Source organism: Methanoregula sp. UBA64 (assembly GCF_002502735.1).
GTDB lineage: Archaea > Halobacteriota > Methanomicrobia > Methanomicrobiales > Methanospirillaceae > Methanoregula.
This window is the reverse complement of sequence record NZ_DAQC01000001.1, coordinates 1,183,067-1,197,863: the sequence shown is the minus strand read 5'-3', so window position 1 is coordinate 1,197,863 and position 14,797 is coordinate 1,183,067. Positions and strand designations below refer to the sequence as shown.

The following is a 14,797-nucleotide window of genomic DNA, read 5'->3' as shown; positions in this document are numbered from 1 at the left end:
TCAGACCTCTTTAATTTTAATCTCCCTATTTATGACAGGGTAATATCCTATGGATAAACTATCGATGTTTTCGATTACTTCCGTGGATAACCATGTTGAAAGGAGAGACAAGTCCTTTGGTGGGTTAACTAACCTCAAGAGATATCTTAAATTCTCCATAATCGTCTCCTGATTTGGTTTTCCTTTGAAGGTAATCCATTTTGAACCGGGAATGCGACGATGGTTAGCTGCTTGCATAAAATGCGAGTTTGTAACAAAAGCATCTGCAAAATGGAATTTTCTAAAATAGGTGTTGCTTCCAACCCCGTATATGATTAGATAAATCCTTTTTTCTTTCATCGATTTAGCAAAAAAGATTGCTTGGCTTTTGGAATATTCAGACTCTTTATAAATGAAATCTCCCGCATGGAAACAAAATCGCTTAATTTTCAACTCTATTAGTTTGTCGAGATGAAGATCAATTTGGGAAAGATTGCAGCCTTTTATGAGACCGATTGGTTCACTCGCGGGACATTCTTTTAAAATGATTTTTGTCATCTCTAAAATTTTTTCAATTTTTGATCGAGAATCTATCTTATATCCTCGATATGTATAGCTGTCTGGAGTTAGGTAATACTCAGGCTTAAGCTGATTTATAAGAAAGATATAGGTTTCAACAACGCATGAGTCTAGAATTTCATCACGCATTATTGAAGAAAAGATAATTGGCCCTTTAAAATTGTAATATTGGTGTAATCCTCCTGCATCTTGAATTTCTTTGATTAAGGCACAATTCAGGGATCCATCCTTAAAAAGAAAATCCCTAATCCTTATTACGATAGCAGAAACGTCACACGAGTTATCGATATAGGTCTCTTTGTTTCGTGTTTTAACAACTGGAAGGAGTAATCTTCTCTCCATAAATTCCTCATTTACGTTTTTATCACGATTTCATTCTCTCCATCTCAGGACTATTGATAGGAGCTAGGCCTCTTTTTTATATATACCTCGGCCGTGCAGCGTGAAAGTGCGGATGCTCTCCCTATATTTGGCTCCTAAAAAGATTGAATTGGTCAATTCAGTCGGATATTAATAATGATTTTAACGGCCCAAGGGTGATAGCAAAAATGCTGATTTCTAAAAGGGGAAACATGCGTTCGTCACACAACCCCACCCCCCGCCTCCTCCCGCAGTGGTCACCCCGACCTCCAAAAAAAATGCTACCCCCCTCCCCCCTACCTTCAACTCAACAGAAAAAATGATCGGACCGATCATTTTCAAAAATGGTCGGGGTGGCCGTACTTTTTCCAGTACCGTGACCTGTGGTTCCACTGGAACTTCAGACGAGAAGGGGTGGTCGCCCCGACCGTACTCGATCAATGGTCGGACCGACCGATCTCAGACATTGGTCGGGGCGGCCATTGATCCACGCGGATTTGCGATCGCCCCCACCCCCCCTACCTTGCACTCAACAGAAAAGATGGTCGGACCGATCATTTCCGGAAACGGTCGGGGCGGCCGCTAAAATTCCGCAACAATGGGGATGCGGGGGCCGGGCGAACCGCTCCCGGGCGTTCTCACATACTCCCCGGGTCTTTACTCCCGAAGCCCAGTTTTCGGGCGGCAAGCGGTACGCAGGCACTAAACCAGAAACCGGCACAGGCGATGGAGACAAACGGTGCAACCGGGTACGGAAGTGCCGTCCCGGGCATAGACAGGACCTCCGTAATCCATACGATCAGGGCAAGGGAGGATGCCGCCCCGAAAAGTGCAATCATGCCCCGTAAAAGAACCCGTTTTGGCGGAGTCCACCCGCCCCGTCCCGTCAGGAACTCGTACCCGAGCAGGCACCCGAGAATCAGGCTGCATGCATCCCACGTATACCGGATCCGAACCGGATCGATAAGCGCGCCGGTCTGGTTTGCTGCCATTGCAGCCCACTCCGGGGGCATCAGCCAGCCGGCAAGGGAGAGGTATGCCGGGACGACAAAAAGCAGCGGCAGTGCCGCGACAAGGAAGATGCAGAGGACCCGGGCAGGTTTCCTGAGCCCTGCGGCAAAACCTTCGGCTTTTGGGGCAAGAACGTGGAACGCAAGCAGGAGGAGCACCCCGAAGAAAAGGCCCCCGATCACATCGAGCAGGAAGTGGACCCCGGCAAAAATACGGGCAAGCACGGCCCAGGCGAGCAGAACAGCGCATACCATGACAACCCAGTACTTCCTGACCGCGGCTGCAACGTACCCGTAGACCACCACGCTGCACATCGCACCTCCCGAGGGAAACCCAAACGAGGGAACAGAGTAATAGGCTTTCACCGCCGCAGAGACCCAGTACGGGCGGGGGAGGTGAAAAAAGAGCTTCAGGGCTTCGTTAAGGCCGCCGGCAATCCCGAAGAGTGCTGCGAGCCTGACCCCGTACTTCGGGTGAAACCCCAGGTAGAGCAGGATGACGACGACAAGGTACACTGCCGTGGTATCGAGATCCCTGCCTGCTGCAAGGAAATCGGTAAGAACCGGTGATATCCCCTGGGTAGCGGTATTGATGCCCGGATCGAGGAACGGGATAATCTCCGGAAGGCCCCCCGCAACATCACGAACGTCTTAATTTCAAAAATAAACGGGAGCAGAGGGGATCTCGACACGGTATACCACACCTGCACCGGATTTTTACCGGGTGCAGGAAAAGGATGTCTTTGAATGCAGGAATTTCTGCACTAATGACCCCCGGAGGTACCAAAAAGACAGAATGCCCGGCTACTGCCGGTTCAGTCTTTCCCCAGAACGTACTGCCAGACCCATGCCGCTGCAATTGCCACCGAACTCCCGATGATCACCTCAAAAAACCGGGTGGCTGCGTTCACAAACGGGGGAATGTCGGGGTTTACCACCGAGATCACCATCACGATACCTGCGGTAAGGCCGGCAAGCCGGAGATGGCCGGGCAGGTGGAGGAGCTCGCAGACAAGGACAACGACACCGATCAGGATGCCCATGCCGACAATGGAGAACGGGAAGACGAGAAGATAGAACGCCGAGAATACGGCCCCGATAAGCGAGCCCAGGATCCGCAGCCATGCGGTGCTGATCGTTGCGGACCGGGTGTCCTGCATCACGACAATCGCAGAGATCATCGCCCACATCGCGCCGATCATCCGCGTATCGGTATCCTCGGGCACATAGCCTGTGATAAAAAAGGCAATCGTGAAGGAGACCGCTGAAACAAGGGCAAAGAGAATGGCAGAGGAGACCGGGCCTGCCATCCGGTGCAGGAATCCCCCTGCCCCGCCGGGCGTTCCCGGTATGGTACTCTCCGTCATCAGTACGTCAGGGATTGGGCGTAAGGGATTACCAACATTTCTGTCCCGGCAAGGGGCCGGGGCTGGTCACGGGCTCCGGTTCCCGTGTGGTTACCGGATCCCCGGGATCGCAGGCCCGGAAGTACGGCCCCTGCCGGAAAACCCGGTCTTTTCCCGGGCAGGCAGCGGGAGCAGGTACGGCGGAGTATCGCAGGTACCGGCACGCGGTGAGTCCACAAAAATTTCAGGAACCGGGGAAGATCACCGGAGCAGGACCCCGGCTTTCTTATCGCAGGGCACAACGGTATCCCCGCCAGCCCGGGCCCTCTTCCCGTCAAGCTCCCCGATCTTCTTCTGGATATACGGGGAAAAATAGCCCCGGTACCGTTCCTGGAGTTCGGGCAGCATCCAGTCCTGTTCCGTAATCGTTCCCCTGCACCGGGGAGACCCGCAGGCACAGTCCATGGAAAAGACCATGTCGCTCCCCACCGATTCCGACACGGTCATGGCATAATCGAAGGTGATCTCTTCCCCGGCCACGATATCCCGCATGGCCACTAAAAAGACCTGGCCCGAAAAACCGCAGTTGGGCTCGCAGCTGTGGTTGAAGAAATCCGTGTCCTCGGCATGATCGCAGGCAGGACCGAGGATAAAACGCTCCTCGATCTGCATGGTATATCGCATAAGCCCGGGGGGGATCTGGTACATCTCGTCGATCAGCATGACCTTTCCCCCGAATATCGCCACGCGCTCGTCTTTTCTGATATCCCCCGTGGCAAAGATCCCGGATCCTTCGGTCTCCGAGCTCCGTTTCTCAAGGCGCGGATCCATCCAGCTGCACGTATTCATAAAACAACTCTTGTCAGGTACGTGGGTGTGTGTACGCTCCTGATCTTTCTTATCGGTTGTGATGAGTGTCCTTTCCTTAATGATGGAGCTACCCTCTCATATGGCACGTAGTGTATCGAACCAAATTCGTACAGGTGGTTGGCGTTTCTTCTTCGTTCCCAGATACGTTTTCAGGTAAGAGAGCGGGGTATAGATTCGCAACCTTTTTTATATGCTCCTCCAAATACCCCCTATGGTTAAATTTAACGAAAAAAATCCCTCCCTGCTGCTCGTGGGGATGATCGCGATCCTCCTGTGCCTGGTTGTCACCCCGGTTTCTGCCGGCTGGGCATGGTTCACGGTCAGTTCCGATCCCTCGGGTGCATGGGCGTGTCTCGACGGGTCCAGCTGTGACGACACCCCCATAACGTTTGCCGTCGAGGACTCTACCTACCACACCATTTCCGTCTATAAAGACGGGTACCGGATGTGGAGAGATACTGTCGGTGCCGGCAGCAGCGGTACCACAACGTATGTCTCGGCGAGCCTCGACCCGGAACCCTCGGCGGTCGGATACCTCGATATCACCCCCTTCGATGCCGATATCTACATTGACGGCATGTATTACGGGAACGGCCGGCAGACCATCGCGCTTGCGCCCGGCACCTACACACTCGTCCTCAAAAAGGCCGGGTATTACGATGCCACGCAGCAGTTCACCATCAGTCCGGGGGCAACCACCACGCTTGCACCGGGGATGACCCCCTACCCGTCCACGGTTACCTACGGCGATATCCAGGTACAGTCGACACCCTCGGGAGCAGCGGTCTTTTTAAATGGCAACTACCAGGGAACCACCTATGCGGGTGCGCCCCTCAGTATCACCCAGCTCACCCCGGGGACATATACGGTCCAGCTCACGATGCCGGATTACCAGTCCTATACTCAGACCGCAGTCGTCCAGGCAGGGGTAGTGACCACGGTTGCCGCAGCCATGGTGCCCACTGTCGTTACAACACCGGACACCACCGGCCAGATCAGCGTGACCTCTTCCCCCGCCGGTGCGGCCATCTACCTGGACAATACCTACATGGGGATAACCCCGGCAGTCCTTGCAAACATTGCCGCGGGGGGACACACCCTGATGCTGCGCGAGAGCGGGTACCAGGACTGGATCTCAACCGTGAATGTCGTGGGCGGGAGTTATACCCCGGTAGCCGGGACACTGACCCCCGTATCGGGAAACACTACGGTCACAACCCGGGCAGGCATCCCGGCAGTCCTGGCCCTTGCCGGGATCTGCGGGGCGCTCGTCCTTATGGCAAGGAAGAACCACTAACATCCTTTTTTACGTGCGGCCCCGTCACGTACGGTTTTTACGGTCTGCACCTGTGCGGGGGAATCCTGTGCAAAAATACCTTGTGAAAAAGAGGGCTGCGGGAGTGACCCCCGGTTATTCGGGTGTTGCCACAATCACCAGCGTAAAGGTCTTGTCGGTTGCCGTGGCCCCTTCCCAGGGGCGCAGCTGGACTGCCGTGAAGGTATAGGTATCCACGCCCTGCGGGGCCAGGATCCACTCGTGGGTGCCGCTCGCACCCATGAGATCTCCTGTCGGTGCAGTGTAGGTATCCTGGATAACGGAGAGTTTTCTCGATGCCGTTGCATTCCATACATACCCGGTGGTCGGGTTCTCGGAGAGCCGGACCAGGACATGGTTTGTGGCGGGGAGCACCAGGATACTGTCGTCAGCGGAGCTGTTGACAAAGACCGTGGCGGTACCTGCTGAAGTTGTGGCGGCAGAAGCTGTCGGGGTTGCCAGAACCGGCGTCATAACCGTGGTATTAGGAGTCACGGGGACGGAGGGAACGGCTGTCGCTGCCGGGGATTCATGACCCGTCGGGGCCGATCCCACACAGCCGGCGGCAAGGCCTGCGGCAAAGAGCATACAGCATGTACACATCAGGATCAAAAGGGGTTTTCTCATGTTTGGTTCACCATCTGATTACTCCCCATTTGGGGGAGATTTGGATAAATATGGCGTTAACTGCGATTTTTTTTGCACTCACCCGGGCACATCCGCGGGATCCTGCAGCCGGTGCAGGCGGAAGAGCCCGGATCCTTACCGAGGCAGTCCGGCAACGGCGGGTAACCCCCTTCGATCCCTCCCGGTACCACTACCGGGGAAATCCTATAAATAACGGGCACGACAACCCGTCATTACCAAGAGTGGACGTACCGTGATCCGTGTCCTCTATGTTGACGATGAACCAGCTTTACTTGAAATTACCCGGCTGTACCTGGAACAGACGGGAGATTTTTCTGTAGAGCCCGTCGGATCCGCCCGCGAAGCACTCGAGCGGCTGAAAAACGGCCGGTACGATGTCGTCCTCTCCGATTACCAGATGCCGGAGATGGATGGGATAAAGCTCCTCAAAGAGATCCGGGCGTCCGGCAACACGATCCCGTTTATTGTTTTTACCGGACGGGGCCGAGAAGAAGTAGTAGTCGAGGCGATCAACAGCGGCGCCGACTCCTACATCCAGAAAGGCGGCAATCCCCAGGCGCAGTTTGCCGAGCTCGGGCACAAGATCGCCCAGATTGTCCGGAGAAACCATGCCGAGCAGAAAGCCCGGGTGAGCGAGATCCGGTTACGGTCCCTCTTTGAGAACATCTCGGATGCCATCCAGATCTTTGATAAAAAGGGCAGGGCAGTCTATAATTCGCCATCGGTATACCGGGCCCTGGGTTTTCCAAAAGGTGAGCCGGTGTACCGGCATGCAACCGATTCCCTGACGTACATTCATCCCAACGATCGGGAACGCGTTGTGTCCTGTTACCAAAAAGTGAGTGAAGTCCCGGATTCCTCCATTTTCGCAGAGTACCGGATGAGAAATGTTAACGGGGAGTATCTCTGGGTTGAATCCGTCTTTACCAACAAGTACGGCGTCGAGGGTATCGGCGGCCTTATCGTCACCACCCGCACGATCACCGAGCGCAAGCGTGCCGAAGAGGAGCTCAAAAAGAAGCACGAGGAGATCCACGCAGCCTTCGAGCAGCTGACTGCTACCGAGGAGGAACTGCGCCAGAACTATAACGAGCTCGCCATGGGCGAACGGCGCCTCGCGGAGTCGGAACGGCAGATCCGGGCCTCGGAGGCCTACCTGCGGTGCGTGATCAGCGATGTCCGGGAAGGGATCACCGCGTACGATACCGACCTCCGGTTCACGCTCTGGAACCTGTATATGGAAGAGCTGACCGGGATCCCCGGGGCAGATGTCGTGGGAAAACGTCTCGAAGAACGGTTCCCCGAATTTAAGGATACCCGGTTTCCCGGCGATCTCAAGCGTGTGCTTGCCGGGGAGACGTTCGATTCGGGTGATATTCTCATCGAGCTCTCCGCAAAAAAGAAGAATATCTGGATCCGGTGCATTGCATCCCCCCTGTTCGATCACGAAGGTCATATCACCGGGGTCATCGGGATCGTCCAGGATACCACCCGGAGAAAGGAGGCCGAGCTTGCCCTTGAGGCAACCGCGGAGGCGTTAAAGGAGAGCGAAGAGAAGTACCGCGGCATCTTCGAAGCCAAGAACAATCCCCTTGTCCTGATCGATACCCGGACCCGGCAGATCGTCGATTCGAACGAGGCGGCCCGGGAGCTGTACGGGTACACCTGCGAGCAGATGAACAACATGGACTGCATCCACCTGTCCGCCGAGCCCGAGAAGACCCGCGAGACCCTTGCCCGGCAGGTTCCCCGCATCCCGCTGCGCTACCACCGGCGCAGGGACGGCACGATCTTTCCGGCCGATCTCACGATTGCGTATTGTACCCTTGGCGGCCGCCAGGTCATGATCGTCTCGGTACGGGACCTGACCGGGGTCCGGCGGGTCGACGATGCCCTCAGGATCGCAAACCTCAAGCTCAATCTCATCATCGGGGTGACGCGTCACGATGTCCTCAATTCGCTGACCGCGCTTTTAGGGTATAATGCGATCTTACGGGACCGGCATTCCGACCCGGCGGCAGAGGAACTCATCGACAAACAGGAAAAGCTGCTGCTTGCGGTAAAAAGCCATATCGAGTTTACCCGGGGGTACGACGATCTCGGGGTCAAGGCGCCGGTCTGGCAGAACGTGAAAACCACTGCCGCACAGGCATATGCCCAGTTTATCAATACGATCGAGTTTTCCTGCGAGACCGAAGACCTCGAGATCTATGCGGACCCGATGCTCGAAAAGGTCTTTTACAACCTCTTCGACAATGCGTTCCGGTACGGCGAGAACGTTACGAAAATACGATTGTACGGGGAGATGGACGGCCCCGATCTCGTCCTCTCGTTCGAGGACAACGGTATCGGGGTTCCCGAAGAAGAGAAGGCGAAGATATTTTCCCGGGGTATCGGGAAGAACACCGGCCTTGGCCTGTTTTTGACCCGGGAGATCCTTGCCATCACCCGGATCACGATCGCAGAGACCGGGGAGTACCGTTCCGGTGCCCGGTTCTCGATACGGGTCCCCCGCGGGGCATACCGGGTCCTGAACTAATCCCGTTCTTTGGATCGCACTTACGCGGGGGTCGTGTAAGAGACACTACCGGGTATCCGCGATCCCGGCGGAGTAATGGTGCGGATCTTTATGGACCTCTTCTATCAGCGACCGCTCGAATATTTCGCCCTCGCCGACCGGCCGCGAGATGTAGCCGAGGGTGTGGAGCGTCTGTACAAATTTCATGGCGGACGCGATGTACTCCGGGGGCAGTGCCGCGCAGTACTTCGGCGAGATCCGGTAGGTTTCAAGGACAAACGCCGGATCGACCATTCCCGTTGTCCGGGCAACGACATCCGCGCAGGCAGCCGGGTCGTGCCGGATCCATTCGCAGGCTGTCTCGTGGGCGGTTAAAAACCGGGTGAGCAGGTCTGCTTTCTTGAGCATCTCCCGCATGACAACGATCCCGTAGCTCGGGTTAAACGGCCAGAGCCGGTCGGGAGGCACCGCGAGCCGGGCATTCCCGTACCGGTGTGCGGTGGCCGCGAGCGCCGGCGTCCCGGCCGCAGCCGCGATCTCGCCGGTCCCGAGAGCATCCGAAAGGAAGTCCGCCCACGGGTAGTTCTTTACCGCAACATCCGTTCTCCCGTAGTCCCGGAGCAGTTCGCGGACGATCACGTCGTGGATCGATCCTTTCGGGGGCGTGCCGATGGTTTTTTTTGCAAACTGTGCGAGGAACTCCTGCATGCTGCCACATTCGGCGAGGGCGGGCGTACTGCGCCCGGCAACTATCACGGTCCCTTCCACGTGGCCCCCGGCAATGCAGGCGAGTTCCAGGCCCCGGTCGATTCCGATGATGACCGGGGGAAGGCCGATGTACCCGAGGTCGAGCGTACCTGCCTGCATTGCGCTGATGATGTCCGGCCCCGAGGGAAAGAGTGTCCACGTTGCAGCAATGCCCTGGTCCGCGAGCAGGTCCGAGCCCCGGAGCAGGAACGCGGTATGGTACATGGTCGAGAGGTGGCCGATCCGGATCGTGTCGCCCTCCATTGCCGTTCACCCGATCTTCTTGAGCACCGCGCCGATCGCCTCGTCCACGCAGGAGAGTTCGGGCCGGAGCATCCCGACCGGCACGTCCACGATCTTCTCCACGATCGAGGCGAGGATCGGCGCGCAGATGATCCCCGAGGCCCCGTCTTTTTCCGCCCGGGCAGCTGCGACAATGCATTCGTCGAGGGAATGGGCGGAGTATCCTTTAATGGCAAATTTCTGTCCTGAAAATTCGACCTCCCGGGTTGCAAAGGAATCGAGCAGGAACTTTGCAGCGATCACCGCGATGAACCGGTGGCGCTCCGGTTCGAGAACCGCGACGATCTTTTTTACGGTCGAGAGCCGGGGGTCCCGCTCCCCGAGCGTCACCTTATAAAGCGTGGATGCCGGAATTCCCGTCTGGTCGGCGAGGTCTTTTACCGACATGTTCCTGCGCTCCAGCTCCTCGTTGAGCGCCACGGTAAAATCCGTCTCGAATATCCGTTTTGAGAACATATTAACCCTAATGTAGTCATTTTTGGATTATAACTATTACTATAAGGAAAAAATTTTTGCACTTTAGGAAATATATTTGAACGACCCTGCCCATGATCCTGTCATGGACTGCTCACAACCGTACGAACTAACCCTCCTCCCCGGGACCAGCCGCGACGGCAAAAAGGAGGGATTCGACCGGATCGTGATCCGGCCCGGCGACACCATCTCGATCGTGGGGCCGACCGGCTCCGGCAAATCCGCGTTCATCAACGATATCGAGGTTCTCGCGCAGGAGGACACCGCAACGGGACGGCGGATCCTTGTCAACGGCGCCGAGCCTTCGGAAGAACTCGTGCGGGACCCGGCAAAGAAGCCCATTGCGCTCATCACCCAGAGCACCCGGGTCATTGCCGACCTCACGGTAGACCGGTTCCTCGCCCTCCATATGCAGGCGCGGGACACGGGTTCTCAGGATTTGATCGCCCGCACCATAGCGCTCGCAAACGAGTTTACCGGCGAGAAGATTGCCGGCTCCCTGCGGATGACCGGACTCTCGGGCGGCCAGACCCGGTCGCTCCTGATTGCCGATGCGATCCTGATCGGACGGACGCCCATCCTGCTCCTCGACGAAGTGGAGAACGCCGGCATCAACAAGGAGCGGGTCATTGCCTGCCTGAAGGATTACAAAAAGGCCGTGATCTTTGTTACCCACGACCCCTATCTCGCGCTTATTACCGACCGGCGGATCGTGATGAAGAACGGGGCGGTTTCCGGGGTGCTCGAACCGGGGAACCGGGAACGCGATATCGTCGGCACCGTCTCCGGGATGGATGCATTCCTCTGGGACCTCCGCGAGAGGATCCGGGGCGGGGAGCTGATCGGCGATCCCGAAAAGGCCCCGGTACACCAGAAAAAGCCCGGGGTGCCTGCGTGAAACTTGTCATGGTAGCCGGCCCGCCCAGTGCCGGTAAGACGGCAGTCATCCGCCAGATCATAAAAAAATTCTTAAAAACGGACGAGCCGGCGTACCTCAAGATCGATGTGGTAAAAGCGTTCGAGGACGAGGAACTCCACGGGGAGTTCGGTATCCCGGTACGGAAGGTCTACTCGGGCGACCTCTGCCCCGACCACATGGGCATCATGGTGTTAAAAGACGCGATTGCGTGGGCAGAGAACCTTAACGCCGGGATGCTCATCGTCGAGAGCGCCGGGCTCTGCCTCCGGTGCACCCCGTACACCACCCAGGCGTTCGGTATTGCCGTGCTTCCCGCCGTCTCCGGGAGCAATGCGCCGCTCAAGATGGCGCCGTTGATCGCCCTTGCCGATGCTGCGGTCGTTACCAAGACCGATCTTGTCTCGCAGGCGGAAAAGGAGGTGTTCCGGGAATGCATACGGAGCGTGGTCCCGCAGATCGATATCATCGAGACCAATGCCGTGCAGGGGACCGGGCTCCGCTACCTGCTCCAGGCGATCGGCAGGTATCCCGGTATCGCCGATGCGGAGACCATCACGCTGCGGGGCACGCCGCCGCTCGGGGTCTGCACCATCTGTATCGGCAAAAAAGAGATCGGGTGGCAGCACCACTTCGGTGTGATCCGGCCGCTTGACGAGGCCGACAACCTCTACCGGGGGGACTAACCCCGTATGGCATGGACGCCTCCCGGCAAGGACTGCGGCTCGTGCGGTATTCCTACCTGCAGGGAGTTTACCGGGGCGGTAACTGCCGGGAAAAAGTCCGAGAGCGACTGCCCGTTTTACGCCGCCGGGCAGGGCGTGTGCCCGGATACGGTCCGCTACTCCGGGACCGATGTTACCGGCGCAAATTACGATTTTATCATCCGGGCATTCCCCGGGGAACCCTCGGCCCGCAAGTTCATCGTGCCGTTCCGGGCCGACCTCGTGGAGAAATGGGATATTCAGCCGGGCGCGCTCGTGACCGGCCGTCCAGCCGGGCCGGGCTGCCCGGTCTATCACGCGCTCCGCGTCCTCTCCGCGAACCCGGTGACCGGCGTGCTCGAATGCCACACGGTCGGCCCGCTCGCGGCACGAAAGGAGAAGGCGTTCGACGTACAGGCCTACCATGTCCATGCCTTTGAAGGCATAGCAGAGACCGTGCTGCGCCCGCCGACCTTCGGGATCCGGCAGCGGTTCCTGCCCGGCTACTGCATGATGGACCTTGCGCACACGGCGCTCGTGAATATGGTGTTGAAGAAACATGATGGCATCCACGTCAGAGTTGAAGATATCCGCATCCTGTAACGGGCCCTGCGCGATACCAAGGTACCGGCTGCGGTGCGTCGGGGGAGGAGAGACGATCCCCGATAGTTCGGCCCAGTCCTGCCCGGGCGGCCACGACTCCCTGCTGCGCACCGAGTACTCCCGGCGCAGGCTGCGCCTCGCCCCGTACACCGGGATCTTCCGGTACCTCTGCTGGCTCCCGGTCAGCCGGCCGCTGCTTCCGTCAGGGGGAGCGATCACGTACAAAAGCAGCGGCCTTGCCCGCGAGCTCGGCCTCTCCCGCCTGTACCTGTCGTTCTCGGGGTACTGGCCCGAACGCGGTGCGGCACTTGCCACCGGATCGTTCAAGGAACTCGAAGCCCTCGTAACCATGCAGCGGCTTAAGGAATGTGGCGGGCAGATCCCGGTGATCGCCTCGGCGGGAAACACCGGCCGGGCCTTTGCCGGGATCTCTGCGCAGTACCGCCGGCCGGTCGTCATTGCCGTTCCCGAAACCGCGATCCCCCGGCTCTGGACGACAACGCCGGCACACGATATCTTCCTCGTTGCCGTCAAAGGAGATTATACGGATGCCATTGCGGTCAGCACCACCCTTGCTGCCGTTCCCGGGTGCGTGCCCGAAGGCGGGGCAAAGAATGTAGCCCGGCGCGACGGTATGGGGACCGTGATGCTCGACGCGGCAGTCACGATCGGGCATATGCCGGACCACTATTTCCAGGCGGTCGGGAGCGGCACGGGAGCAATAGCGGCCTGGGAGGCTGCCCTGCGGCTTAAAAGCGACGGGAGATTCGGTGCGGTCCTGCCCCGGCTCCACTGCGCCCAGAACGAGCCCTTTACCCCGATGGTTTCTGCATGGCAGCAGCGCCGCCGTAACCTCGACCAGGTGACCGATATGCCGGATGCGTCCCATGCCGTGCAGGAGGTCATGTCGCCGGTGCTGACCAACCGCAAACCCCCCTATGCCATCGCGGGCGGGCTCTATGATGCTCTTTGCGCAACAAACGGGGAGATGTATGCAGTATCCAATACCTCGGGAAGGGCAGCGGAGAAGCTCATCCGGGATGCGGAGGGGATCGATCCCGACCCGGCGGCCGCGGTTGCTGCGGCGGCGCTCATGCAGGCCGCCGAGGCAAAAACGATCGGAAGAGACGATACGATCCTGCTCAATATCACGGGCGGGGGGTACGAGCGGATCCGGGAGGACTTTCCGCAGTACCCGCTCGAACCGGCGGCAACGGTCCGGGCCGGGGATCCCGTGGACGGACTCGTTGCCGGACTAAAAAACTGGGTGGTACACTATGGATGAAGACCAGATCATCGGCGAACTAAAGAAGCAGGGGATCGACCTTGTCTGTTCCATTCCCTGCGACAAGGCAAAGGGCCTCTTCTACCGGCTCCCGGGCGAGTTCCGGCATGTCGGCCTGACCCGGGAAGAGGACGGGGTGGGGATTTCGGCAGGAGCGTACCTTGCCGGTGCCCGGCCGCTGGTGGCGATCCAGAGTTCGGGGCTCGGGAACATGCTAAACTCCCTCCTCTCCCTTTCCGTGACCTTTGGCCTGCCGCTCCCGATCCTCGCGAGCTGGCGGGGGTGCGAAGGGGAGAAGATCCCGGCCCAGATCCCGTTCAACCGCCCGCTCCCGAAGATCCTTGCCGCAGCGGGTATTGCCTGTACGGTGGTCTCCGGGCCGGATGCTGCACCGGAGATCGGCGGGGCGGTGGCAGCAGCATACCGCGACCATGCGCCCCATGTGATCCTCGTAAAACCCGGTTGTATCGCGGAGGCTGCCGGCAGCGCGCCCGGGGAGGGTTTGCCTGTGCGCCCGTTCTCTGTCTGCTATACGCGAAACTGGCGGACGCCTTCGATGACGCGGTACGATGCGATCCGCACCATTGCGGGAGTTACAGGTGACGAAGTCCTTGTCGCAAACATCGGCGTCCCCTCAAAGGAACTCTGCGCTGCCCGGGACCGGCCGGAGAACTTCTACATGCTGGGCAGCTACACGCAGGCATCGGCGATCGGGCTTGGGATCGCCATGGCCCGGCCCGATAAGCGCGTGATCGTGATCGACGGGGACGGGAGCCTGCTCGGTTCGGCGGTCCTCCCGGTGATTGCGGCCGCTGCCCCGGGGAACCTCACGATCGCCTGCCTCGACAACGGCGTCTTTGGCAGCACCGGCAACCAGCCCCGCCCGGGACAGGACCGGGCAGATCTTGCGCTCATGGCGCTCGGTGCCGGGTTTACGCACGCAATGACCGTGCACGAACCACGGGAACTTGAAGCAGCGCTTGCTGCACGACCCGCGGACGGACCCTCGTTCGTCCACGTCCGGATCCTGCCCGGGAACAGCGATGTGCCAAACATTTCCTTGTCCCCCGCACAGATCCGGGACCGGTTCATGGCAGCACTGAACCCGCGGCAGACGGGGTGAAGCGGGAGGGGGAGCCG

General features: G+C 58.6%; 15 protein-coding genes. 7 read left to right on the top strand and 8 right to left on the bottom strand.

Annotation, left to right across the window (positions count from 1 at the left end):
- From BP758_RS06025 to BP758_RS06005, 5 genes are all read right to left on the bottom strand, one after another.
- On the bottom strand, nucleotides 1-900 hold the full coding sequence (locus tag BP758_RS06025; RefSeq protein ID WP_292369684.1) for a hypothetical protein: 900 nt from the start codon (nucleotides 898-900) through the stop codon (nucleotides 1-3).
- A 656-nt stretch (nucleotides 901-1,556) separates the two neighbouring features.
- Complete coding sequence (locus tag BP758_RS06020) at nucleotides 1,557-2,444, bottom strand: phosphatase PAP2 family protein (protein ID WP_292369681.1); 888 nt, start codon at nucleotides 2,442-2,444, stop codon at nucleotides 1,557-1,559.
- Between the two features lie 299 nt (nucleotides 2,445-2,743).
- Entirely contained in the window at nucleotides 2,744-3,295 is a 552-nt protein-coding gene (locus BP758_RS06015) for an FUSC family protein (RefSeq protein ID WP_292369679.1), read from the bottom strand.
- Nucleotides 3,296-3,385: 90 nt separating this feature from the next.
- Nucleotides 3,386-3,511 (bottom strand): hypothetical protein, encoded by a 126-nt coding sequence (locus BP758_RS06010; protein WP_292369677.1) that lies wholly within the window; start codon nucleotides 3,509-3,511, stop codon nucleotides 3,386-3,388.
- Nucleotides 3,512-3,535: 24 nt separating this feature from the next.
- On the bottom strand, nucleotides 3,536-4,105 hold the full coding sequence (locus tag BP758_RS06005; protein ID WP_349680500.1) for an SET domain-containing protein: 570 nt from the start codon (nucleotides 4,103-4,105) through the stop codon (nucleotides 3,536-3,538).
- Nucleotides 4,106-4,355: 250 nt separating this feature from the next.
- Here BP758_RS06005 and BP758_RS06000 point away from each other — a divergent pair, with 250 nt between their 5' ends.
- Complete coding sequence (locus tag BP758_RS06000) at nucleotides 4,356-5,441, top strand: PEGA domain-containing protein (RefSeq protein WP_292369675.1); 1,086 nt, start codon at nucleotides 4,356-4,358, stop codon at nucleotides 5,439-5,441.
- A 114-nt stretch (nucleotides 5,442-5,555) separates the two neighbouring features.
- On the opposite strand, the gene BP758_RS05995 is transcribed toward BP758_RS06000, so the two are convergent.
- On the bottom strand, nucleotides 5,556-6,086 hold the full coding sequence (locus BP758_RS05995; RefSeq protein ID WP_292369673.1) for a protease inhibitor I42 family protein: 531 nt from the start codon (nucleotides 6,084-6,086) through the stop codon (nucleotides 5,556-5,558).
- Nucleotides 6,087-6,339: 253 nt separating this feature from the next.
- Between BP758_RS05995 and BP758_RS05990 the strand changes: the two genes are divergently transcribed.
- Nucleotides 6,340-8,646 (top strand): PAS domain S-box protein, encoded by a 2,307-nt coding sequence (locus tag BP758_RS05990; protein WP_292369671.1) that lies wholly within the window; start codon nucleotides 6,340-6,342, stop codon nucleotides 8,644-8,646.
- 45 nt (nucleotides 8,647-8,691) lie between these two features.
- On the opposite strand, the gene BP758_RS05985 is transcribed toward BP758_RS05990, so the two are convergent.
- Together BP758_RS05985 and BP758_RS05980 are read right to left on the bottom strand one after the other, a co-directional pair.
- The gene (locus BP758_RS05985) at nucleotides 8,692-9,636 is read right to left on the bottom strand and encodes an ABC transporter substrate-binding protein (RefSeq protein WP_292369669.1); all 945 of its coding nucleotides are present in this window, start codon (nucleotides 9,634-9,636) and stop codon (nucleotides 8,692-8,694) included.
- 6 nt (nucleotides 9,637-9,642) lie between these two features.
- The gene (locus tag BP758_RS05980) at nucleotides 9,643-10,131 is read right to left on the bottom strand and encodes a helix-turn-helix domain-containing protein (RefSeq protein WP_292369667.1); all 489 of its coding nucleotides are present in this window, start codon (nucleotides 10,129-10,131) and stop codon (nucleotides 9,643-9,645) included.
- Nucleotides 10,132-10,234: 103 nt separating this feature from the next.
- Between BP758_RS05980 and BP758_RS05975 the strand changes: the two genes are divergently transcribed.
- The 5 genes from BP758_RS05975 to comE are packed head-to-tail and all read left to right on the top strand — an operon-like array spanning nucleotide 10,235 to nucleotide 14,780.
- Nucleotides 10,235-11,047 (top strand): ATP-binding cassette domain-containing protein, encoded by an 813-nt coding sequence (locus BP758_RS05975; RefSeq protein WP_292369665.1) that lies wholly within the window; start codon nucleotides 10,235-10,237, stop codon nucleotides 11,045-11,047.
- Nucleotides 11,044-11,751: a GTP-binding protein gene (locus BP758_RS05970; protein WP_292369663.1), complete on the top strand. Its 708-nt coding sequence runs from the start codon at nucleotides 11,044-11,046 to the stop codon at nucleotides 11,749-11,751. Before BP758_RS05975 ends, BP758_RS05970 begins: the two co-directional genes overlap by 4 nt.
- A gap of 6 nt (nucleotides 11,752-11,757) precedes the next feature.
- Complete coding sequence (locus tag BP758_RS05965) at nucleotides 11,758-12,372, top strand: (Fe-S)-binding protein (protein WP_292369660.1); 615 nt, start codon at nucleotides 11,758-11,760, stop codon at nucleotides 12,370-12,372.
- Nucleotides 12,332-13,657, top strand: coding sequence for a cysteate synthase (locus BP758_RS05960; RefSeq protein WP_394339195.1), 1,326 nt, complete (start codon nucleotides 12,332-12,334; stop codon nucleotides 13,655-13,657). Before BP758_RS05965 ends, BP758_RS05960 begins: the two co-directional genes overlap by 41 nt.
- Complete coding sequence (gene comE / locus BP758_RS05955) at nucleotides 13,650-14,780, top strand: sulfopyruvate decarboxylase subunit beta (protein WP_292369656.1); 1,131 nt, start codon at nucleotides 13,650-13,652, stop codon at nucleotides 14,778-14,780. The genes BP758_RS05960 and comE overlap by 8 nt, the downstream gene beginning before the upstream one ends.
- The last annotated feature ends 17 nt before the right edge of the window (nucleotides 14,781-14,797 follow it).